We start from the raw sequence: 18,138 nt of genomic DNA on the forward strand, positions 1-18,138 counted from the left end.
AATCCCTGTTGGTGGGGCGCCCATCGCAAACAGTCTCTGCCTGAGATGCAAACGAGAATCAGGCCGCTGTCAAGGATTCAGCAGAGACAGAGTTCGCCGCATGCTGTCACGCCCCCTGAACGCTTACCTCTTAGGAATGATCCACAAGATCATGGTGGCGGCACAGGTGCATGGCATTGTTAGATTGTGGCTTTACAGAATACGGTGGTGGCGGAGGGGGTTCGGGGCTGAGGAGCGAGGGTTAACGATTGGGCGGAGTCACCCAGAGATGGCTCGCACTTGCACCAGGCACTTGCTGGGGCTCAATCCGTTGATCAAAGCTCACCAGCCGGCCGCCCTGGGCCACGGCCAGAGCCAGCAGATAGGCATCGGTGATCTGGCGAGGACCGAGAATGATCTCCCAGCGAATCAGCCCCTCCTGGAGCAGGCTGATCTGCTGGGGCCAGAAGGCATGGCTGGGATGGTCGCAGGCCTCGGCCAGACGGGCCGCCACCTGCTGGGCCGGTTGCGGATTGGGATAGGCGGGTTGCGCCATGATGCGCACCACGCCGGTTTCCGTGAGCGGGCAGGTGGCCCAGCCCTGGTTGAGATTCCGCTCCAGCCAGCTGCAGGCGGAGGTATGCATCACATGCCCACTGTCGAGCAGGGCGATGACCACATTCACATCCAGCAGGGCCCGCATCAGACGCCTTCAAGATCGCGCAACTGATCGATTTGTTCGTTACTCACCAGGCGTTGATTGTTGGCCGCAAAGGGGCGGAATCCGGCCACAACCGCAGCACCAGAGCGCTGGGCTGGCACCTCACCGATTAGGGCAGAGCGCATGAGCCTCGAAACCATTTTCCCGGCGGAGACGCCCTGGCGCTGCACCAACTCTTTGGCGGCGGCCAACACATCGTCCTCGATGTCGAGCGTGGTTCGCATGACCAGCTTCAACTTCAGTTCATCTTAGCATCAGCGCATCAAGTTGTCTTTGGAATCCCGATCCCCGCGACCCAGCTCACGCAGGTGTGCAGCTAGGACTCCGGCTCCTCCCCACTGAGCTGCCGGATGTACTTCTCATCGGACGTGCCTCCCCGGCGAGCGGCCCGGCGCTGCTCCAGGCGCCATTGCCAATCGCCCCAGGTCCCCTGCCACTCCTGCAGCAGGGATCGCGCTGAACCAGGCCGCCGGGCCAGGGCGGCAAAGCCCAGAGCCAGCGCCAGGCTGGCGAGGGCATTGCGGAGCAGCTCGGGCAGCAGTAGCAGGGGCGTGCGGGGCTGGCTGGCCTCGCGCTCGCGGCTGATCTGCAGGGCGGCCTGGTCGAGCACGGCAGCCACCTGGGCTTTGAGCAGGGGCAGGGGCTGGGCGATGTCGGCGGGACCGAGCACGGGCCCTTGGAGCTTCTGGAGTTGCTGGTTGAGATCGGCGTTGCTGGCGGCGTCGGCCACGGCCTGGCGCAGGGCCTTGAGTTTGGCCTCGGCGCCCTGGATGCGGGCGGCCTGGGCGTTGTTGACCGTGCGACTGGTCCGCAGGCCGGCGATGGTCTGCAGGGGGAGAAGCAGCAGGAACCCGAGGGCAGCAGCCAGGGCCAGCTGACTGCAGAGGCGGGCGCGGCTTTTCAGCAGCGGATCATGAGGCCCCAGCTCGGCGGCGATCTGAAGCAAGGCCAGGCCGAGCAGGGGAAAGGCGGCGGTATTGATCAAGGTGCCAGCGAGGCGCAACTGCCAGGCGGGATTGAGCAGCTGCAGCGGCCACAGGGCCCCCGCCACCAGCGAGCCGAAGAGCACAAACAGCACCAGCGCCACCACGCTCAGGCCCGGGGCGGAGAGGAGCACGGGAGCGCCGGAGCGGGATGACTCGGAGCTGGGGGGCATGGCAGACCTCAGGGGGCGGAACGCAGAGAAGGAAATCGCCGCCGATGGCGGCCACAAAAAAGCCCCACCGATGGCAGGGCGGGGAAAGGCGATCAGGGCTGCAATCAGGCCTGGGGCGGCGTGATCAAAGGAGTGGCGATGCGCTTGCGCAGGCGGCGGCTCCAGCCGAAGGCAGCGCCAGCACCGAGCAGGGGCAGAGGGCCGGGGACGGCGGCGGCAGGTGCCCCGATGATCACCTGGATCGTCTCACTGGTGCCGGTGAGGGACCAAGTGCCGATCAGGCCCGTTGTGGTGAAGTTGAGGGTTGCGAGGGTTTGGCTATTAAACGTGGCGCTGCTGACAATTGGTGAATTAGAAATATAGGCAGGATCAATCATAAAAACACCATTAGTACCCAAAAGCGCGGTGAATATTCCGGTCACGCTGGAAGCGGGGAACAATCCGCTTCCATTAAAATTTCCGGGACCGGTGATAGGATAGGTGGGAACAAGTGCATCAGTGCCGGTGCAAATAGCCGCAAAGTTAGAGTAGATTGCTCCATTAAAAGTAGAGCAGCCAAACGGGCCGGACTGGGTTGCCCCAGTGAAATTCAGGCTGCCACTCGTCTGAACAACAACATTTCCTGCGGATTCAAAAATGTTGTAGGTCAGAACCGCCTTCGCCTGCCCTGGCTCAGCAGCAAGGCCGCTGGGACTGCCAGCAAGGGAACAAGGCGCTTGCAGTGTCGAGCCAGGAGGGGAAAATTCACTGCAAACAGATGTCATTTTGGCGCAGTTTGCCCCCCCCTCACCGGATCCGCACCCCAGGGACGGTTGCTCGCTTGGCACATGCAGCAACCCTTTGCCGATTGGGTGGAACTTCGGGGGCGTTGCCTCCCAGGGCCCCTGATTTGCGAGCGACCCCCACACCCTTCTCAGTGGTTCCTCATCCCAGCTGGCCTGATACGCCAGCTGGCTGGCTGATCGCTACCGATGCCACAACCAGCGGCTGTCCCGTTGCAGGGCGGTGGCCATGGCGGAGCCGCTGGCCAGCAGCTCGGCCAGGGGCCCGCTCCAGGCCGGGATGCTCCGCCGCCACCTGGGCCGCCCAGAGGCGCACCTGGTTCAGGATCTGCTCGGGCTCAGGCCAGCGCAGCAGCGATTGCGTCAAGACTGAAAACCCTGCCGAGCCCCTGGCGCGCTACATCACAAACCCCAGGATCTGCCCCACGATCTCCAGCACGATCTCCAACCTGTCGTTGCTGAGGGAGCCCATGGGATGGGGCCGGGCACCCCGGGCCTGCCAATCGAAGGACTTGATTTGGTGGCAGAGCACGAAGCTGTGGGCCTCCGGCCGGTCGGGAATCGGCCCCAGATCCACCGCCAGGGAGGAGCCGCGGTTGTAGGCCGCCGATGTCATGGCGCATCCCACCACCAACCCAACAGAGGCATGGAAGGGGGCGGTGGAGAGAACCAGAAAGGGATGGTGGTACTTCATCTCCCGTCCGGCCTGGGGGTTGTGGTCGATCCAGATCACCTCACCCCGATCCGGCACCCAGGCGGCGGAGGGCCGCGGCGGGGTCATTCGATCACCTCTGTGCCGATGGGATCCCAGGCCATCGCTTCAGTGGCTTCGCCTGCCATGGGCGTGTAGATCGCCAGTCGCTCCGCCAGGGAGAGCCGGGGCTGGACGGGCCGGATCAGTACGCCATCGGCCACCACCTTGAGTTCCACGGTCTGGTTGTCGTGAAGCCGGGCCTCACGGGCGATGGCGGCTGGCAGGCGCACCCCGAGGGAATTCCCCCAGCGGCGCAGATCCTGGCGAGGGGGCTGGGGAGCCATCCGGTGCCGAACGTTTCGCCGTCAGTTTAGACATCTGTGCCGGGGCGGCCTATAACGCCTGCTCCAGAGCGGCCATTTCTTCAGCGCTGAGCCGGGTCAGGGGGCCTTCGCCGATGCGGTTGCGATCCAGGGTTCGGGGTTGCTCCGCCATCGCCCAGCACTCGCGCAGCAGGCGGTCGCGGGCGGGGATCGGCACCCGCAGGGCTTCGGCGCCGCAGCGCCGCTGGCTGGTGAGGGGCACCACCAGCAGGGTGGCGAGGCCCGCTTCGGTGAGTGCATCGGCCTGAATCACCACCACCACCGGCCGCAGCTTGCCCACCTCAGCCCCTTGATTGGGGTTGAGGCGTGCCACCCAGACCTCACTGCGGCGCATCAGCGCCACCGCCTGGACCTGCAACTGGGGCCTCGGAGGCTTCCTGGCGGCCCTGCGCGGGGACATCCCTCTCCTTTGCCGATCCTTCAGACCCCGATCGGCAGCTTGCCTTTGACGGGCTCGGCCAGCAGGCGAGCCATGCCGCTCGGGTCCTGGATGTCCAGGCAGAGCAGGGTGGGGCCGATGAACTCCAAGGTGTAGCCATCGCCCTCCACCACCAGATCAGGGATGCCCCGCAGGGTGGGGTGGCGGAACAGGATCGCGCCGGATTCTGGATCGAGCCGAAGCTGCATCCACTTCAGCTGGGCGCTCAGTTTGCTGGATAAATCCATCGGCCAGCTCCTCGGCGATTGGTCACGGTGCGTTCGTCGCTCGGATAGGTCGTCACGACCCTGTCCCCATCTTTGCTCAAGATCACGATCCATGGTCGCTCCTCCCAGTGCATGACCAGCACCAGGGACCCTGTGACGACATCGAGAAAGGGATCTCCACGTTCCAGTGCCGCTCGCCAGCTTTCCAGCCGGGCGCCGTCAATCCCGTAGGTCTCGAGTTTGTCGGCGGCGTGACGGGTGAGCTGCAAACCGCGCTCCACCAGGCTGGGTCAAGGCATCCTCCTGCAGATCCTTGGCTCATGAGGAAACACCACCACCGGCCGCACCTTGCCCACCTCAGCCCCTTGATTGGGGTTGAGGCGTGCCACCCAGACCTCACCGCGGCGCATCAGCGCCACCATGGTTCGGTCGAGGTCGAGGTCGTGGTCGAAGGCGCCTCAGCCCTAGCCAGGGCCTCGTTTTCCGCCATCAGGAAATCGGCGGCCATCTCCCGGGCCTCCGCGCAGGCACCCGCATCGCTGGCCAAAGCCTCGGCGGCCAGCCTCAGGGCCGCCTGCCCCCGTTCTTCCCGCCGCTGGGACAGCAGGGTTTCCAAGGCTTCGCGCAGGAGCTGGGAGCGAGGTTGGCCGCTGAGTCGCGCTTCCTCATTGAGCTGTTGTTCCAGGTGGTCTGGAAGTCGGAGGCTGACAGCACTCATGGCCCCCCACGGACTTGATGGTATGCAGTTTACGAAATGCATGCCAATTTGTATGACAACCACGCCTCCGATGCTGAGGCGATCACCCCACAGACGCACCAACTGGTGTGGTTCGCTCAGCGTCTGATCGCTACCGGTGCCACAACCAACGGCTGTCCCGTTGCAGCGCTGCTGCCATGGCGGAGCCGCTGGCCAGCAGTTCGGCGTGTTCGCTGGGCGTGAGCACCAGGGCATCGCAGCTGAGCGGCAGCTCCGCCAGGGGCCAGGCCAGCAGGCGTTGGTGTTGGGGGCCGCTGCTGCCGGCATCGATCAGTAGCAGATCCAAATCGCTGCCGACCCCGGCGTCACCCCGTCCGTAGCTGCCGAACAGGGCCACCCGCTCCAGGCCGGGATGCTCCGCCGCAACTTGGGCCGCCCAGAGGCGCACCTGGCTCAGCACCTGCTCCGGATCAGGCCAGCGCAGCAGCGATTGCGTCAACGATCGAACGGGCATGGCGTTGGGCGTCCTCGCTTTGGAGCCGGCCGAAATGGTCGGTCGGGGCTCCATCGGGCAGGCTATCGGGGTAGCGCGTTGGGATGTAAAGGGCATCGAGGATGCGCAAACGGTCGTCCAGATCGCTGACGCTGGCCGCCAGCTCAGCGGCGACGGCCGGAGGTAGATCGCGCCATGAGCGCCCGAGGCCGTGGCCCCACGCCTGCTGGCCATGGCGGAGGTGCAAACCCTTCAGGGCCTTCTCCACCGCCTGATGGCAAGCAAAGCAGGCCCATTCATGGTGGCCGGCGGCGGCGCTGACTCCGGCCAGCTCCAGATCGGCCTGCGCCTGATGCAGCCAGTCGGCGGAACGATTCATGGCGCCATTGTGGCGGCGTCGGCTGCCAGCCCACCAGCACCCCGATCCAGCTGATCACGTTGATGCGCAATCCGGTGGTGGCGGAGGGGCGGTCGGGTTAATGGGGAGTGGCTGAAGGGGGGGGCGAAGCGATGGGCCTGGTGCGAGAGCGCTGCCGTCGTTTTTCTTGGCTTACGGCAGGGAAACCCGGAAAAAAGGCTCCCGCCGAAAGCGCCGATAGACGTCGAAGTCAAGTCAGCTCTGGCCATCTTCAGGAAGCCCTCGGCTTCAGAGAGGAGCTTGGAGCAGCTGCCCCTCCCGATAGGCCTGCCCGATCACATGGCTCTGCCAGTGCTGACGTTCCGCCACTTCAGCTTCCGAAAACAACAGCAGATCCAGCGATACATCGACCATGGCCAGCCGGCGCCTGAGCTCACTGAGGGTGAGCCAGCGATCGTGGCTGGCCAGCCAGATGTCGGGGACCGTGATCAACAGGTCGATATCCGAGTCGGAACTGGTGTTACCGCGGGCACGGGAACCGAACAGACGAACCTGGGCCCCTGGAATGTGAGCGCCGATCGCCGCCGCCAGGAGGGGGAGGCGTGTCTCGATGGAGGGGGCAGTCGTCGCTTCCATGGAACCAGTCTCGCAGTAGCAAGAGCTCTGGTGCGGCTCCATCACCAGGGGCCACCGTGATTTGGCTCTGCCGTGGTGCAGACCCGTGAACGCGGGATTCGGCTGCTCGCTGCCGCCAGCAGATCCATGGCCGATCTACACGAGCCATCAGACGCCCGCCAATCCCAGGGCGGCCCGCAACGCCTGCTCCAGAGCGGTCATTTCAGCAGCGCTGAGCCGGGACAGGGGGCCGTCGCCGATGCGGTTGCGATCGAGGGCTCGGGCTTGCTCCGCCATGGCCCAGCACTCGCGCAGCAACCGGTCGCGCGCGGGGATCAGCAACCGCAGGGCTTCGTTTTCCGCCATCAGGAAATCGGCGGCCAGCTCCCGGGCCTCCGCGCAGGCGCCCGCATCGCTGGCCAAAGCCTCTGCGGCCAGCCTCAGGGCCGCCTGCGCCCGTTCTTCCCGCCGCTGGGACAGCAGGGTTTCCAAGGCCTCGCGCAGCAGCTGGGAGCGCGGTTGGCCGCTGAGTCGCGCTTCCTCACTGATCTGTTGTTCCAGGTGATCTGGAAGTCGGAGGCTGACGGCACTCATGGAACGCCCCAGACGTGATGGAATGCAGTTTACGAGATGCATGCCAACGTGTATGACAGACACGCATCCGATGTTGAGGCGATCACCGCCTAAGCGCACACCTGGCTCAGCACCTGCTCCGGTTCAGGCCAGCGCAGCAGCGATGGCGTTAATGATCGAACGTGAATGGCGCAAGCCGTCCTCGCTCTGAAGCCGCCCGTAGCCGTCAGGCTTCTGCGAAGCAGTGATGGTCGGTCGGGGCCCCATCGGGCAGGCTATCGGGGTAGCGCGTCGGGATGTAAAGGGCATCAAGGATGCGCAAACGGTCCTCCAGATCGCTGACGCTGGCCGCCAACTCAGCGGCGACGGCCGGCGGCAGATCGCGCCATGAGCGCCCGAGGCCGTGGCCCCACGCCTGCTGGCCATGGGCAGGAAGGTGGGAGAGGGTGCGCTGCCCCCGGGGGCTGGAAGGGATGCGCAAGTCTCGCTGATCAGGGGACGGCGGCGGACCGTGGGGGTCCCAGTCAGGGGGTCGGTGGAGACAATGGGCTTCGCTGATCTCCCCTCCGATGCCGCACCTTGGCGTGACCTCTCTGGTGTCCTCCGGCGCCTCCCGCCCGGGGCGGTCCTGGCTCGGGAGGAAGCAGCCCGCCCCAGGCTTCGTCCCGCTGGGGTTGGCCTTTCTGCTGCTGGGGCCGGCGCTGCCGCCCGCGGGGGCCTCCAGCCCCGATGCCTGGCGCGCCTACGACCGGGAGGTGCGCGCCGCCTGCCAGAAGGCCAGCCGGCTGGAGCAGCCCCGGATGCCGGGGGAGCGGATTGATGTGCCGGTGGCCGATCGCAGGCCCGATGGCGGCACCCTCCTTATTTCCGCCCTGCTGCTGGAGGGGAGGCAGGGCCGTGAGCTCTGTCTCTTCGAGCAGCGCACCCGGCGGGCGACCGTGGCGGAGGCGGAGTTCCTCGAGCGGCTCCGGCCCAGGCCCTGATCGGCCGGGCCGGATTCCGGCCCCGATACCGTGCCAGAACGCCAGGCTCCGGTCGAGAAGCCATGACCCGCCGCCCCTCCAACATTTACGAGCGTCACCACGCCCACGTCTATTGCGGCGCCGCTTCAGTGGCGCAGCCCGCCGGAGCCCGTTTCGGCCTGCCGGTGGGCCCCCATCCGCTCAGCAGCTGCCAGATCAGCTTCGGGCGGGAGGATTTCGAGGCCCTGATCCCCTGGCTCGAGACCCACCGCGGCGGTCTCACGGTGCTGGTGCATGGCGTCACCGGCGGCTGAGCCGATGCCTCCCACCACGGCGGCCCCCCCGCCTCGCCCCTCCCTGGCCATCGCCCTCGGCGCCAACCTCGGCGACCCCGCCGCCACCTTCACGGCCGTGCGGCCGCGGCTGGAAGCCGAGCTGCGGGCCTGGGCCGTGGCTCCCCTGCAGCTGAGCTGGTCGCCCCGGTTCCGCACGGCGCCAGTGGGCGGGCCGCCGGGACAGCCGCCCTACCTCAACGCCGTCCTGCTGGCACGCCCGGCCGCGGCGCCGGGGCCGGCGGCCTGCTGGCCCGATCCCAACGGGCTGCTGGCGCGGCTTCTGCGGCTGGAGGCGGCGTTCGGCCGGGAGCGCCGCGAGCGCTGGGGACCCCGTCGTCTCGACCTCGACCTGCTCTGGTGCGGGGAGATGGCCAGCCACGGCCCGGAGCTGGAGCTCCCCCATCCGCACCTGGGGGAACGGGCCTTCGTGCTGGCGCCACTGGCGGCGATCGATCCTGACCTCCCCCTTCCCCTGGCGGCCGCCCTCACCCCCCGTACGGCCTCCGCCGGCCTGGCTGCCCTGCCGCGGGCCGCCCTGGAGCCGCCCCCTCTGCCCCTGCCGGGGGAGCCGGGCTGGCCCGAGGGACCCTGAACCGCGCCCCCAGGCCCCCGCCCGTCACACTGGAGGCCCCAATGGCCCGCCCCATGGCTCCCCTGCCGCCCCCCGAGCCCAGCACCCAGCTGGAGACCATGGCCGCGCTCGATGCCCGCAAGGTGCGCTTCGAGCTCAACCGGGTGGTGCTGCCGATCGGCATTGAGGGCACCTACGGCGTGATCCGCCATCCGGGCGCCTCCCTGGCGGTGCCGGTGCTCGAGGACGGCCGGGTGGTGATCCTGCGCCAGTACCGCTTCGCCGTGGCCGGCCGGTTGCTGGAGTTCCCGGCCGGAACCCTGGAGGAGGGGGAGGAGCCCCTGGGCTCCATGCGGCGAGAGCTGGAGGAGGAGACCGGCTACAGCGCCAGCCGCTGGGATCCCCTGGGGGCCATGCACCCCTGCCCCGGCTATTCCGACGAGGTGATCCACCTCTTCCTGGCCCGCGACCTCACCCTGCTGGAGGAGCGTCCGCCCGGCGACGACGACGAGGACATGGAGGTGCTGCTGCTGGAGCCAGCGCAGCTGGATGCGGCCCTGGCCGGCGGCGATGAGGCCCTGGACGGCAAGACCGTGACCGCCTGGTACCGCGCCCGTCAGTTTCTGGGACTCTGATGGCCCCGGAGCGCTGGCTGTTCTGGCATCGCCGCGACTTGCGCCTGGCCGACAACCTGGGACTGGCCGCGGCTGCGGCCGCCACCCCGGCGGTCACCGGCGTGTTCGTGCTCGATCCGGCGATCCTTTCAGGCCCCCTGATGGCGCCGGCCAGGGTCTGGTTTCTCTGCGAGAGCCTGCGGGAGCTGGCGGAGCGCTGGCGGGCGGCCGGTAGTCGGCTGCTGATGCTGCGGGGCGAGCCGGCCGACCTGATTCCCCGGGCGGCCCGGGCTGTGGGCGCCACCGTGGTGGCCTGGAACCGTGAGGTGGAGCCCTACGGCCGGGAGCGCGACCGCCAGGTGGCGGCCGCGTTGCAGGCTCTGGGCACCCGGGTGCTGGTGGACTGGGATCAGCTGCTGGTGGCGCCGGAGGCGATCCGCACCGGGGCCGGGGAGCCTTACCGGGTCTATGGGCCCTTTCTGCGTAACTGGCGCGGCCAGGTGGAGGGGCGCTCCGGTGGCCTCGAGCCGGTGGAGGCCCCCACCGGCCTGCTGGATCTCGATCCCGCCGCCTTGCCGGCGGAGGGCGCTCCCCTCTGGGCCGCCCTGCCCCGGCTGGAAGCGCCGCCCACGGCCGAGGAGCTCGGCTTCAGCTTCGCCGGCGCCGACCTCTGCCCCTGCCGCTCCGGGGAGGCGGCCGCCCTGGCGCAGCTGCAGGCCTTCGCCGACGGCGGGGTGAACGGCGGTCCCCTGGCCGCCTACGAGCCGGGCCGGAATTTTCCGGGTGAGGCCGGCACCTCCGGGCTGTCCGCCGCCCTCAGTGTCGGCACCCTCAGCCCCCGCCAGGCCTGGGCCGCCGCCCAGGGGGCCCGGGCCCTCGCCCGCAGCGAGGAGGCCCTCAGCTCCATCGGCGTCTGGAAACAGGAGCTGGCCTGGCGCGAGTTCTACCAGCAGGCCCTGTTCCACTTCCCCGAGCTGGCCGATGGCCCCTACCGGCCGCAGTGGCGCCACTTCCCCTGGGAGGACGACCCGGCCCGCCTTCAGGCCTGGGAGCAGGGCCTCACCGGGCTGCCGATCATCGATGCCGCCATGCGCCAGCTGAACGAGAGCGGCTGGATGCACAACCGCTGCCGCATGATCGTGGCCTCGTTCCTGGTCAAGGACCTGATCGTGGACTGGCGCTGGGGCGAGCGCGCCTTCATGCAACGGCTGGTCGATGGCGACCTCGCCGCCAACAACGGTGGCTGGCAGTGGAGCGCCAGCAGCGGCATGGATCCGAAACCGCTGCGCATCTTCAACCCCTTCACGCAGGCGCGCAAGTTCGATCCGGAGGCCACCTACATCCGCCGCTGGCTGCCGGAACTGGCCCATGTGGCCACCGGCGACCTGATCAGCGGCGAGATCGCGCCGTTGGAACGGCGTGGCTACCCCGCGCCGATCGTCAGCCACAACGTGCAGCAGGCCCGCTTCAAGGCCCTGCACGCGGCCCTGCCCAGGGGCTAGCTGGCCAGGGCCTCAGGCGACGACCGCTGCGGCCCCCACCAGGCGGAGCACCGCGCCGATGACGCTGTCCTGTTGCTCGGCGCTGAGTTCGGGGAAGATCGGCAGGCTGAGCACTTCGGCGCAGAGCCGTTCGGTGATCGGCAGGCTGCCGGGGGCGTAGCCCAGGGAGGCGTAGGCCGGCTGCCGGTGGATGGGAATCGGGTAGTAGATGATCGTCGTCACCCCGGCCTCCTGCAGCTGCTGTTTCAGCCAATCGCGGCAGCAGGCCTCCGGCAGGCCATAGCTGGCGCTGTCGGCGGCGGGGGTGCAGCGTCCGCCGCAGGCGATCGTGGCCGCCGGGCAGCGGGGCACCCGCACCACGAACTGGTTCCAGCTGTGGCCGTCCGGTCCGGGGGCCGCGGGCAGCAGGCCCGGCAAGCCGGCCAGTTCCCGCTGGTAGCGCTCGGCGATGGCCCGCCGCCGTTCCACCCAGCCGGCCAGGTGCGGCAGCTTCACCATCAGCACGGCGGCCTGCATGGCATCGAGCCGGCTGTTGTAACCGAGGTCGGTGTGCAGGTAGCGGCGTGGCATGCCGTGAACCGCCAGCTCGCGGATCCGCTGGGCCAGCTCCGGGTCGCGGCAGACCACCATGCCGCCGTCTCCGGCGGCCCCGAGGTTCTTGGTGGGGAAGAAGCTGAAGCAGCCGGCGTCACCCCAGCCGCCCACCGGTCGCCCGGCCCAGCTGGCGCCGCTGGCCTGGGCGCAGTCCTCAATCACCCGCAGGTCGTGGGCGGCGGCGATGGCCATGATCCGCTCCATGTCCACCGGCCGGCCGAACAGGTGCACCGGCATCAGGGCGCGGGTGGCCGGGGTGATGGCGGCGCCGATCGCGTCCGGATCGATCAGGTAGGTGTCCGGATCCACGTCCACGAACACCGGCGTGGCGCCGACGGCGCTGATCGCTTCAGCCGTGGCGAAGAAGCTGAACGAACTGGTGATCACCTCGTCACCGGCGCCGATGCCCAGGGCCCGCAGGGCCAGCACCAGGGCGTCGGTGCCGCTGTTGCAGCCGATGGCGTGCGGGACCTCGCAGGCCTCGGCGAAGGCGGCCTCGAAGCCGCTGATGATGGTCCCCCCGATGTACTGCCCGCTGCGCAAGACCTCGAGGACGGCGTGATCGAGCGCGTCTCCCAGCTGGTGCAGTTGCTCGCTGAGACTGAAGGGGGGCACTTGCATGGCGGCAACATTAAACCTGCGGATCCGACCAGGGCCGACGGCCCATCCCCTGTTCAGCGGCCGTGCCCGGGGTCAGCTTGGTGACGGCGGTGAGCACCCGTGGATCTGCCGCCCTTGCTGCAGAGCGGATGGGGCGGCTGGGTAAGGATCATCGCGTGATCGCGTTGCCTTTGCTGTGCCGCCCCCCTGCCCGCTGGCCCGCAGCCCGCTGGGAAGATCCCTGCTGGGGTTGCCCCTGGTGGCGATCCTGCTGGCCGGCTGCGTGCCGGCCGAGCAGCGCTCGAGTGGCCGGGTGTACCCCCTGCCGCGTCACCAACCCCACGACGGGCTTGCCGTGGTGACGCGGCCCGGCGGTAAGGGCCTGCACATCTGGATCGAGACCGACACCAGCCGTCCCGGCGTTTGCCGGCCCCGCTGGCTTCCGGACGCCGCCCGGCTTCAGGGCGGCAACGGGCCGGCCCCCACCAGCTTCGGGCTGGCTCCGCGGCAGGAGTTCTTCCTGGCCCAGGAGCGCGGGCCGGTGCGGCTGGCCCTGCGCCGCCAGATGGAGGCGCTCTGCCGCCAGCGGGCCCCCGGCAGCACCTTCCTGTGGGAGCCACCGCCCCGCATCGCGGCGGAGCACCGGCCACCGGTGCTGCCCCTGTTCGAGGAGCCCGACCTGCTCAGCGACCCGCGGGCGATCCGGCGGGCCGAAAAGCGGCTGCTGGGGCTGCCGCTCACCCCCGAAGATCTGGAGGAACCGGAGGAGCCCCAGCCCTGGGGGTCCTGACGCTTCAGGCCAGGGCCGCGGCGCCCACGTAGCCCTGCGGCAGGAGCAGGGGCCAGAGCTCCAGGTCCCGCCCTGGCGGCTCGTCGGCAGGCGCTCCAGCGAACAGGCCCAGCCCCCTGGCCTTGAGGCCCGCCTCCAGCCGGCACCAGGCCGCCAGGAAACCGTCGCTGTGCCGCTCCTCCGGCAGGGCCCGGATCCGTTCCGATTCCTCCGCTGGCAGCAAGCGATCGGCGATGGCCTCCCACTCCGGCACCGGCCGTCGCTGCTCCACATCCACCCCCACCGGCCGCAGGGGGTGAAAGCCCAAAAGGATCAGATCCCCCGAATGGGACACGTTGAACCGGGGGGGGAGCTCCCCCCTCCGTTGCCCCAGGGCCTCCTGGGGGGGCAGCTCTGGCTTGCCGTGGGGCCCAACATCCAGCACCAGGCCGGCGGGATCGCACCCCAGCCACCCGCCTAGCAGCAACCGCAGCGCCCCCCGACCGAGCAGGAACCGCTCGCCATCCTCCTGGCGCCGCAGCTGGCGCAGGCGTTTCCTTTCCCCAGGATTCAGCAGATCCCCCAGGGGCGCGACCAGCGCCAGAACCTGCGGCTCCCGTCGATCCAGCAGCACAAGCAGCGGAGCAGCGGCGGGTGCCTTGCCGGGCCAGGGCGGCAGCGCCAGGCCACCGCCGGGGTCAGGCCAGGCCACCGGAGCGATCGCCGCACGTACGGGAGAATCGCCGGATTGCATCTCCTCGCCCTCCGGCGCCCTGCTCCCCATGCTCCTTGATCTGCGCGGCAAGAAGGCCCTCGTCACCGGCATCGCCAACAACCGCTCGATCGCCTGGGGCATCGCCCAGCAGCTGGCGGCGGCGGGCTGCGAGCTGGGCATCACCTACCTGCCCGACGATCGGGGGCGCTTCGAAGGCAAGGTGCGGGAACTCACCGCGCCCCTGAACCCCACCCTGTTCGAGCCCCTCGACGTGCAGAACCCGGCCCAGATCGAGGCCCTGTTCCAGCGTATCTCCGAGCAGTGGGGCTCTCTGGATGTGCTGATCCACTGCCTGGCCTTCGCCGGCAAGGATGAGCTGGTGGGTGATTTCAGTGCCATCAGCCCGGAGGGCTTCGCCCGGGCGCTGGAGGTGAGCGCCTATTCCCTGGCGCCCCTCTGCCGCCACGCCAAGCCCTTGTTCAGCCAGGGGGCCAGCGTGATCACCCTGAGCTACCTGGGCGCCGAGCGGGCGATCCCCAACTACAACGTGATGGGCGTGGCCAAGGCGGCCCTGGAGGCCTCGGTGCGGTACCTGGCCGCCGAGCTCGGCCCCGAGCAGCAGGTGCGGGTGAATGCCATCAGCGCCGGGCCGATCCGCACCCTGGCCAGCTCGGCGATCGGCGGCATCCTCGACATGATCCACAACGTTGAGGCGAAGGCTCCCCTGCGCCGCACCGTCACCCAGGACGAGGTGGGTGCCACCGCCGCTTTCCTGGCCAGCCCCCTGGCCAGCGGTATCACCGGCCAGGTGATCTACGTGGATGCGGGGTATTGCATCACGGGGATGTGATCGGCTCCACTTCTGAAGCCGAAGAACCAACACCCGATGTGTCGGTCAATTCCGCTCACCCCTGCCGCATCGGCATCACGGTGCCCATCCATTCGATGCTGGTGGTGTGCAGGTTGTAGTACGCCGCTTCCACCTGCAATCGGCCCGACCTGAGCCTGTCGGTGAGCATCACGCTGGAATCCACAAGGTTGCGGGCCGCATTGAGGGTGTGGTGGCGGCAGGCCTCCTCCAGGTCGTGTTCGCCGCCGAGGCTGAATAGCTCCATGCGCAGCTGGCCCACCACCTGGGCCAGGCTCGGGGTGAGGCTGAGCCCCCGGTCGAAGGCCGCCGCCACCGCGCCGCAGGCGGCATGGCCGAGCACCACGATCACTGGCACCCCCAGGTAGCTGACGGCGTACTCGAGCGAGGCGATCGCGGCCACGGTGCTCATGGTGCCGGCGTTGCGCACCACGAACAGATCGCCGAAGCCCGTGTCGAACAACAGCTCCACCGGCACCCGCGAATCGGCGCAACCCAGCACGGCCGCAACGGGACTTTGGCCGGCTTCCACCTCCAGCATCCGCAGGCGATCACTGTGGGGATGGAGCGAGTGGCCGTCGAGAAAGCGCTGGTGCCCGGCGCGCAGTTGATCGAGGACCGCATTTGGGCATGCCTGCATACGTTCCACACCACCATCCCCTCGGGCCCCGCGCGGTAGCGCTTCACACCAAGTACGCCTCCGGACGTCAGGGCGTGGCCGCTGGAGCTTTGGCATGATTCAGATCCGGTCCGTTGCTTCGCTCGCGTGTCCATCAGCTCTCCGCGGACCGGTCCTGCACGCACCGGCGAGGTCCATCGCGTCACCGGCGAAACCGATGTTCACGTGGCCCTGGATCTCGATGGCACCGGCCGCTGCCAGGTGGACACCGGCGTCCCTTTCCTCGACCACATGCTCCACCAGCTCGCCAGCCATGGCCTGCTCGATCTGGAGATCACCGCCAGGGGCGACACCCACATCGACGACCACCACACCAACGAGGACGTGGGGATCGCGCTGGGGCAGGCCCTCGCCCAGGCCCTGGCGGACCGGCGCGGCATCCGGCGGTTCGGCCACTTCCTGGCTCCCCTGGATGAGGCCCTGGTTCAGGTGGCGCTCGACTGCTCCGGCAGGCCCCACCTCAGCTACGACCTGGCCATCCCGGCCCAGCGCATCGGCACCTACGACACCGAACTGGTGCGGGAGTTCTTCGTGGCGGTGGCCAACAACGCCGGCCTCACCCTCCACATCCGCCAGCTGGCGGGGGTGAATTCCCACCACATCGTCGAGGCCTGCTTCAAGGCGTTCTCCCGCGCCCTGGATCAGGCGGTGGAGATCGATCCCCGCCGCGGCGGAGCGGTACCCAGCAGCAAGGGCGTTCTGGAGCGGGCCGGGGCTGGAGGCAATCCAGCCGGTGGCGACTAGGATTTTGGGATCCGTTCAGAGCCCATGCGTCCTCTCCTTGTGCTTGTGGCCGGCCTCGCTGCCACCATCGCCGCCGCCGCTCCGGTCCAAGCTGCTGATTGCCTGCCGAGGGCCGTCGAGTCAGCCCCATGTGCGGTTTCCCAGCCCCCCTGCCCGCCGGTGGAGCTGCCCTGCGAGGCGTGAGGGCGGGACGGCCGCCCACGCCTTCACACTCCGTTACGTGATAATCGGTTCAGCGCGTGGCGCTGTTCTTCCTGTGGGCTGACCCGATGACCGTTGCTTCCCCTGCTGGCGCGGCTTCGCCTGCCTACGAACGCTCCGACTGGGTCAGCTCCTTCGGCAATGTCAGCGAGGAGCTCACAGAGGTGCCCTTGGTGGCCAGCCGGGGCACCATCCCCGCCGAGCTGAACGGGACCCTCTATCGCAACGGACCCGGCCGGCTGGAACGGGGCGGCCACTGGGTCCATCACCCCTTCGATGGCGACGGGATGATCACCGCCCTGCGGTTCACCGCCGCCGGCGTCCAGCTCAGCAATCGCTTCGTGCGCACCGATGGCTGGTTGGCGGAGGAGAAGGCCGGCAGCTATCTGTACCGCGGCGTGTTCGGCACACCCAAGCCGGGCGGCCCCTTGGCCAATGCTTTCGACCTTCGGCTCAAGAACATCGCCAACACCCATGTGGTGCGGCTTGGCGACCAGCTCCTTGCGCTCTGGGAAGCCAGCTCCCCCCATGCGTTGGATCCGCGCAGCCTTGAAACCCGCGGCCTGAGCCTGCTGGACGGGGTCCTCAAGCCTGATGAGGCCTTCAGTGCCCACCCCCGCTTTGACCCCGGCCACCACGGTGCCACCCGGATGGTCACCTTCGGCGTCAAGGCCGGACCGCGCAGCACGGTGCGGTTGATGGAATTCGCCGCTGAAGGTTCTGGGGCGGGCACCTTGCTGGCCGACTCCAGCCACAGCTTCCCCGGCTTTGCCTTCCTGCACGACTTCGCCATCACCCCCAACTGGGCGGTGTTCCTGCAGAACGCGATCGATTTCAATCCCCTCCCCTTTGTGCTCGGCCGCAAAGGGGCCGCCCAGTGCCTGAAATCCCGCCCCGGCGCCCGGGGTCAGTTCTGGTTGATCCCCCGCCAGGACGGGGCCTTCGCCGGCCAGGAGCCGCGGCTGCTGGAGGCGCCGGAGGGATTCGTGTTCCACCACCTCAATGCCTGGGAAGACGGCGATGCCGTGGTGATTGACAGCATCTATTACGCCGATTTCCCCTCCATCGGCCCTGACCAGGACTACAAAGAGGTGGATTTTGATCGCATCCCGGCGGGGCTGCTGGAGCGTTGCCGTCTGGATCTGGCCAGTGGCAAGGTGACGGCCACGCGGCTGAGTGAGCGCACCTGCGAGTTCGCCATGGTGGCCCCTTCACGGGTGGGACTTGAAAGTCGCTACGCCTGGATGGCGGTGGCCGAGCGGGAACGGGGCAACGACCCGCTCCAGGCCCTGATGAAGCTCGATCTCCAGGGTGGGGAGACCCGGGTCTGGAGTGCGGCACCCCGCGGGTTCGTCAGTGAGCCGATCATGGTGCCCCGTCCCGGAGCGACCGCCGAGGACGACGGCTGGGTGCTCGGCCTGTTCTGGAACGGGGCCCGCAGCGCCAGCGACCTGGTGGTGCTGGATGCCGCCTCCATGCAGGAGCAGGCGCTGGTGGAGCTGCCCCTGGCGATCCCCCATGGCCTGCACGGCAGTTGGGTGGCGGCCTGAAGTCAGCGCCCGATGAGTCTGCGGATTCGACGCATCAGCCTTTGTCTCTAGATCAGAAGAGTCCACAGCACGGAAGAGCGAAGGATTTGTGGATCAGTGGTATTTCTCGCTCTTCGGTAATCCTTTTAGAGGCGCAGATGGCATCTGGGTTGACGTGGTCTGGCTTTTTCTGGACAGGGTCCATTGTTAAACTGTGAGGCGGGGTACCACCCCTTAAGAGTTTGCGGAAAAACCGTCTAAGCAGTCGCGTTTTCCCATCTCCGAGCTGATTTCTCGGTGATTTCGTCAATGGGTTCATGTCAAGCGCTCAGACAGCCCGATTTCGCCGCCTTTGGACT

At 68.4% G+C, this 18,138-nt stretch carries 29 protein-coding genes; 9 read left to right on the plus strand and 20 right to left on the minus strand.

The features are described from left to right. Window positions 1-241: 241 nt before the first annotated feature. The 17 genes from KBZ12_RS17410 to KBZ12_RS17485 all read right to left on the minus strand — a co-directional run bounded on the left by KBZ12_RS17410 (window position 242) and on the right by KBZ12_RS17485 (window position 7,577). On the minus strand, window positions 242-682 hold the full coding sequence (locus KBZ12_RS17410; protein WP_254959324.1) for a TA system VapC family ribonuclease toxin: 441 nt from the start codon (window positions 680-682) through the stop codon (window positions 242-244). Then, entirely contained in the window at window positions 682-924 is a 243-nt protein-coding gene (locus KBZ12_RS17415; RefSeq protein ID WP_254959325.1) for a hypothetical protein, read from the minus strand. The genes KBZ12_RS17410 and KBZ12_RS17415 overlap by 1 nt, the downstream gene beginning before the upstream one ends. A 92-nt stretch (window positions 925-1,016) precedes the next feature. Beyond that, window positions 1,017-1,856, minus strand: a complete 840-nt coding sequence (locus KBZ12_RS17420; RefSeq protein ID WP_254959326.1) for an HpsJ family protein — start codon at window positions 1,854-1,856, stop codon at window positions 1,017-1,019. A gap of 104 nt (window positions 1,857-1,960) precedes the next feature. Continuing rightward, complete coding sequence (locus KBZ12_RS17425; RefSeq protein ID WP_254959328.1) at window positions 1,961-2,620, minus strand: hypothetical protein; 660 nt, start codon at window positions 2,618-2,620, stop codon at window positions 1,961-1,963. A 160-nt stretch (window positions 2,621-2,780) separates the two neighbouring features. Beyond that, complete coding sequence (locus KBZ12_RS17430) at window positions 2,781-3,005, minus strand: hypothetical protein (RefSeq protein WP_254959330.1); 225 nt, start codon at window positions 3,003-3,005, stop codon at window positions 2,781-2,783. Between the two features lie 30 nt (window positions 3,006-3,035). Next, window positions 3,036-3,419: a type II toxin-antitoxin system PemK/MazF family toxin gene (locus tag KBZ12_RS17435; protein WP_254959332.1), complete on the minus strand. Its 384-nt coding sequence runs from the start codon at window positions 3,417-3,419 to the stop codon at window positions 3,036-3,038. Then, complete coding sequence (locus KBZ12_RS17440) at window positions 3,416-3,676, minus strand: AbrB/MazE/SpoVT family DNA-binding domain-containing protein (RefSeq protein ID WP_254959334.1); 261 nt, start codon at window positions 3,674-3,676, stop codon at window positions 3,416-3,418. Before KBZ12_RS17440 ends, KBZ12_RS17435 begins: the two co-directional genes overlap by 4 nt. A 49-nt stretch (window positions 3,677-3,725) precedes the next feature. Then, on the minus strand, window positions 3,726-4,115 hold the full coding sequence (locus KBZ12_RS17445) for a type II toxin-antitoxin system PemK/MazF family toxin (protein ID WP_254959335.1): 390 nt from the start codon (window positions 4,113-4,115) through the stop codon (window positions 3,726-3,728). Between the two features lie 20 nt (window positions 4,116-4,135). Then, the gene (locus KBZ12_RS17450) at window positions 4,136-4,381 is read right to left on the minus strand and encodes a hypothetical protein (RefSeq protein ID WP_254959336.1); all 246 of its coding nucleotides are present in this window, start codon (window positions 4,379-4,381) and stop codon (window positions 4,136-4,138) included. Beyond that, window positions 4,360-4,641, minus strand: a complete 282-nt coding sequence (locus KBZ12_RS17455) for a hypothetical protein (protein ID WP_254959337.1) — start codon at window positions 4,639-4,641, stop codon at window positions 4,360-4,362. The genes KBZ12_RS17450 and KBZ12_RS17455 overlap by 22 nt, the downstream gene beginning before the upstream one ends. 9 nt (window positions 4,642-4,650) lie before the next feature. After that, complete coding sequence (locus tag KBZ12_RS18760) at window positions 4,651-4,782, minus strand: type II toxin-antitoxin system PemK/MazF family toxin (protein WP_396101496.1); 132 nt, start codon at window positions 4,780-4,782, stop codon at window positions 4,651-4,653. Then, the gene (locus KBZ12_RS17460) at window positions 4,770-5,078 is read right to left on the minus strand and encodes a ribbon-helix-helix protein, CopG family (protein ID WP_254959338.1); all 309 of its coding nucleotides are present in this window, start codon (window positions 5,076-5,078) and stop codon (window positions 4,770-4,772) included. The genes KBZ12_RS18760 and KBZ12_RS17460 overlap by 13 nt, the downstream gene beginning before the upstream one ends. A gap of 130 nt (window positions 5,079-5,208) precedes the next feature. Then, window positions 5,209-5,556, minus strand: a complete 348-nt coding sequence (locus tag KBZ12_RS17465; RefSeq protein ID WP_254959340.1) for a nucleotidyltransferase domain-containing protein — start codon at window positions 5,554-5,556, stop codon at window positions 5,209-5,211. Next, complete coding sequence (locus tag KBZ12_RS17470; RefSeq protein WP_254959341.1) at window positions 5,528-5,929, minus strand: HEPN domain-containing protein; 402 nt, start codon at window positions 5,927-5,929, stop codon at window positions 5,528-5,530. Before KBZ12_RS17470 ends, KBZ12_RS17465 begins: the two co-directional genes overlap by 29 nt. Window positions 5,930-6,196: 267 nt before the next feature. Next, entirely contained in the window at window positions 6,197-6,544 is a 348-nt protein-coding gene (locus KBZ12_RS17475) for a nucleotidyltransferase domain-containing protein (protein ID WP_254959342.1), read from the minus strand. A gap of 147 nt (window positions 6,545-6,691) precedes the next feature. Next, a complete protein-coding gene (locus KBZ12_RS17480) occupies window positions 6,692-7,117 on the minus strand; it encodes a type II toxin-antitoxin system PemK/MazF family toxin (protein WP_254959343.1) in 426 nt (141 codons plus the stop codon). Window positions 7,118-7,322: 205 nt separating this feature from the next. Further along, window positions 7,323-7,577: a HEPN domain-containing protein gene (locus tag KBZ12_RS17485; RefSeq protein WP_254959344.1), complete on the minus strand. Its 255-nt coding sequence runs from the start codon at window positions 7,575-7,577 to the stop codon at window positions 7,323-7,325. A gap of 193 nt (window positions 7,578-7,770) precedes the next feature. Here KBZ12_RS17485 and KBZ12_RS17490 point away from each other — a divergent pair, with 193 nt between their 5' ends. From KBZ12_RS17490 to KBZ12_RS17510, 5 genes are all read left to right on the plus strand, one after another. Next, the gene (locus KBZ12_RS17490; protein ID WP_254959345.1) at window positions 7,771-8,079 is read left to right on the plus strand and encodes a hypothetical protein; all 309 of its coding nucleotides are present in this window, start codon (window positions 7,771-7,773) and stop codon (window positions 8,077-8,079) included. Window positions 8,080-8,141: 62 nt separating this feature from the next. Further along, on the plus strand, window positions 8,142-8,372 hold the full coding sequence (locus tag KBZ12_RS17495; RefSeq protein ID WP_254952718.1) for a DOPA 4,5-dioxygenase family protein: 231 nt from the start codon (window positions 8,142-8,144) through the stop codon (window positions 8,370-8,372). 4 nt (window positions 8,373-8,376) lie between these two features. After that, on the plus strand, window positions 8,377-8,985 hold the full coding sequence (gene folK, locus KBZ12_RS17500) for a 2-amino-4-hydroxy-6-hydroxymethyldihydropteridine diphosphokinase (RefSeq protein ID WP_254959346.1): 609 nt from the start codon (window positions 8,377-8,379) through the stop codon (window positions 8,983-8,985). A gap of 53 nt (window positions 8,986-9,038) precedes the next feature. Continuing rightward, on the plus strand, window positions 9,039-9,599 hold the full coding sequence (locus KBZ12_RS17505) for an NUDIX domain-containing protein (protein ID WP_254959347.1): 561 nt from the start codon (window positions 9,039-9,041) through the stop codon (window positions 9,597-9,599). Further along, a complete protein-coding gene (locus tag KBZ12_RS17510) occupies window positions 9,599-11,080 on the plus strand; it encodes an FAD-binding domain-containing protein (protein ID WP_254959348.1) in 1,482 nt (493 codons plus the stop codon). Before KBZ12_RS17505 ends, KBZ12_RS17510 begins: the two co-directional genes overlap by 1 nt. Before the next feature lie 12 nt (window positions 11,081-11,092). Here the strand turns inward: KBZ12_RS17510 and KBZ12_RS17515 are convergent, their stop codons facing one another. Beyond that, complete coding sequence (locus KBZ12_RS17515; RefSeq protein ID WP_254959350.1) at window positions 11,093-12,295, minus strand: DegT/DnrJ/EryC1/StrS aminotransferase family protein; 1,203 nt, start codon at window positions 12,293-12,295, stop codon at window positions 11,093-11,095. 175 nt (window positions 12,296-12,470) lie between these two features. On the opposite strand from KBZ12_RS17515, the gene KBZ12_RS17520 reads away from it, so the two are divergent. After that, complete coding sequence (locus KBZ12_RS17520; RefSeq protein ID WP_254959351.1) at window positions 12,471-13,064, plus strand: hypothetical protein; 594 nt, start codon at window positions 12,471-12,473, stop codon at window positions 13,062-13,064. A 4-nt stretch (window positions 13,065-13,068) separates the two neighbouring features. On the opposite strand, the gene KBZ12_RS17525 is transcribed toward KBZ12_RS17520, so the two are convergent. After that, window positions 13,069-13,755, minus strand: a complete 687-nt coding sequence (locus KBZ12_RS17525; protein WP_254959352.1) for a 4'-phosphopantetheinyl transferase superfamily protein — start codon at window positions 13,753-13,755, stop codon at window positions 13,069-13,071. Window positions 13,756-13,825: 70 nt separating this feature from the next. Between KBZ12_RS17525 and fabI the strand changes: the two genes are divergently transcribed. Beyond that, a complete protein-coding gene (fabI, locus tag KBZ12_RS17530) occupies window positions 13,826-14,608 on the plus strand; it encodes an enoyl-ACP reductase FabI (protein ID WP_254959353.1) in 783 nt (260 codons plus the stop codon). Between the two features lie 55 nt (window positions 14,609-14,663). Here fabI and KBZ12_RS17535 read toward each other — a convergent pair whose 3' ends face one another. Beyond that, entirely contained in the window at window positions 14,664-15,266 is a 603-nt protein-coding gene (locus KBZ12_RS17535) for a carbonic anhydrase (protein WP_254959354.1), read from the minus strand. 126 nt (window positions 15,267-15,392) lie between these two features. Between KBZ12_RS17535 and hisB the strand changes: the two genes are divergently transcribed. Next, a complete protein-coding gene (gene hisB, locus KBZ12_RS17540; protein ID WP_254959355.1) occupies window positions 15,393-16,049 on the plus strand; it encodes an imidazoleglycerol-phosphate dehydratase HisB in 657 nt (218 codons plus the stop codon). A gap of 269 nt (window positions 16,050-16,318) precedes the next feature. After that, complete coding sequence (locus KBZ12_RS17545) at window positions 16,319-17,800, plus strand: carotenoid oxygenase family protein (RefSeq protein ID WP_254959356.1); 1,482 nt, start codon at window positions 16,319-16,321, stop codon at window positions 17,798-17,800. Window positions 17,801-18,138 lie beyond the last annotated feature (338 nt).

Source organism: Cyanobium sp. Cruz CV13-4-11 (assembly GCF_024346055.1).
Classification (GTDB): domain Bacteria; phylum Cyanobacteriota; class Cyanobacteriia; order PCC-6307; family Cyanobiaceae; genus Cyanobium.

What these genes read in the sequence shown, in the direction of transcription:
- KBZ12_RS17510 (WP_254959348.1), top strand. Translation starts at nt 9,599, where the DNA reads ATGGCCCCGGAGCGCTGGCTGTTCTGGCATCGCCGCGACTTGCGCCTG.
- KBZ12_RS17495 (WP_254952718.1), top strand. Translation starts at nt 8,142, where the DNA reads ATGACCCGCCGCCCCTCCAACATTTACGAGCGTCACCACGCCCACGTC.
- folK (WP_254959346.1), top strand. Translation starts at nt 8,377, where the DNA reads ATGCCTCCCACCACGGCGGCCCCCCCGCCTCGCCCCTCCCTGGCCATC.
- KBZ12_RS17515 (WP_254959350.1), bottom strand. Translation starts at nt 12,295, where the DNA reads ATGCAAGTGCCCCCCTTCAGTCTCAGCGAGCAACTGCACCAGCTGGGA.
- KBZ12_RS17435 (WP_254959332.1), bottom strand. Translation starts at nt 3,419, where the DNA reads ATGACCCCGCCGCGGCCCTCCGCCGCCTGGGTGCCGGATCGGGGTGAG.
- KBZ12_RS17450 (WP_254959336.1), bottom strand. Translation starts at nt 4,381, where the DNA reads ATGGATTTATCCAGCAAACTGAGCGCCCAGCTGAAGTGGATGCAGCTT.
- KBZ12_RS17410 (WP_254959324.1), bottom strand. Translation starts at nt 682, where the DNA reads ATGCGGGCCCTGCTGGATGTGAATGTGGTCATCGCCCTGCTCGACAGT.
- KBZ12_RS17440 (WP_254959334.1), bottom strand. Translation starts at nt 3,676, where the DNA reads ATGGCTCCCCAGCCCCCTCGCCAGGATCTGCGCCGCTGGGGGAATTCC.
- KBZ12_RS17415 (WP_254959325.1), bottom strand. Translation starts at nt 924, where the DNA reads ATGCGAACCACGCTCGACATCGAGGACGATGTGTTGGCCGCCGCCAAA.
- KBZ12_RS17535 (WP_254959354.1), bottom strand. Translation starts at nt 15,266, where the DNA reads ATGCAGGCATGCCCAAATGCGGTCCTCGATCAACTGCGCGCCGGGCAC.
- KBZ12_RS17475 (WP_254959342.1), bottom strand. Translation starts at nt 6,544, where the DNA reads ATGGAAGCGACGACTGCCCCCTCCATCGAGACACGCCTCCCCCTCCTG.
- KBZ12_RS17425 (WP_254959328.1), bottom strand. Translation starts at nt 2,620, where the DNA reads ATGACATCTGTTTGCAGTGAATTTTCCCCTCCTGGCTCGACACTGCAA.
- fabI (WP_254959353.1), top strand. Translation starts at nt 13,826, where the DNA reads ATGCTCCTTGATCTGCGCGGCAAGAAGGCCCTCGTCACCGGCATCGCC.
- KBZ12_RS17445 (WP_254959335.1), bottom strand. Translation starts at nt 4,115, where the DNA reads ATGTCCCCGCGCAGGGCCGCCAGGAAGCCTCCGAGGCCCCAGTTGCAG.
- KBZ12_RS17460 (WP_254959338.1), bottom strand. Translation starts at nt 5,078, where the DNA reads ATGAGTGCTGTCAGCCTCCGACTTCCAGACCACCTGGAACAACAGCTC.
- KBZ12_RS17420 (WP_254959326.1), bottom strand. Translation starts at nt 1,856, where the DNA reads ATGCCCCCCAGCTCCGAGTCATCCCGCTCCGGCGCTCCCGTGCTCCTC.
- KBZ12_RS17505 (WP_254959347.1), top strand. Translation starts at nt 9,039, where the DNA reads ATGGCTCCCCTGCCGCCCCCCGAGCCCAGCACCCAGCTGGAGACCATG.
- KBZ12_RS18760 (WP_396101496.1), bottom strand. Translation starts at nt 4,782, where the DNA reads ATGGTGGCGCTGATGCGCCGCGGTGAGGTCTGGGTGGCACGCCTCAAC.
- KBZ12_RS17545 (WP_254959356.1), top strand. Translation starts at nt 16,319, where the DNA reads ATGACCGTTGCTTCCCCTGCTGGCGCGGCTTCGCCTGCCTACGAACGC.
- KBZ12_RS17480 (WP_254959343.1), bottom strand. Translation starts at nt 7,117, where the DNA reads ATGAGTGCCGTCAGCCTCCGACTTCCAGATCACCTGGAACAACAGATC.
- KBZ12_RS17470 (WP_254959341.1), bottom strand. Translation starts at nt 5,929, where the DNA reads ATGAATCGTTCCGCCGACTGGCTGCATCAGGCGCAGGCCGATCTGGAG.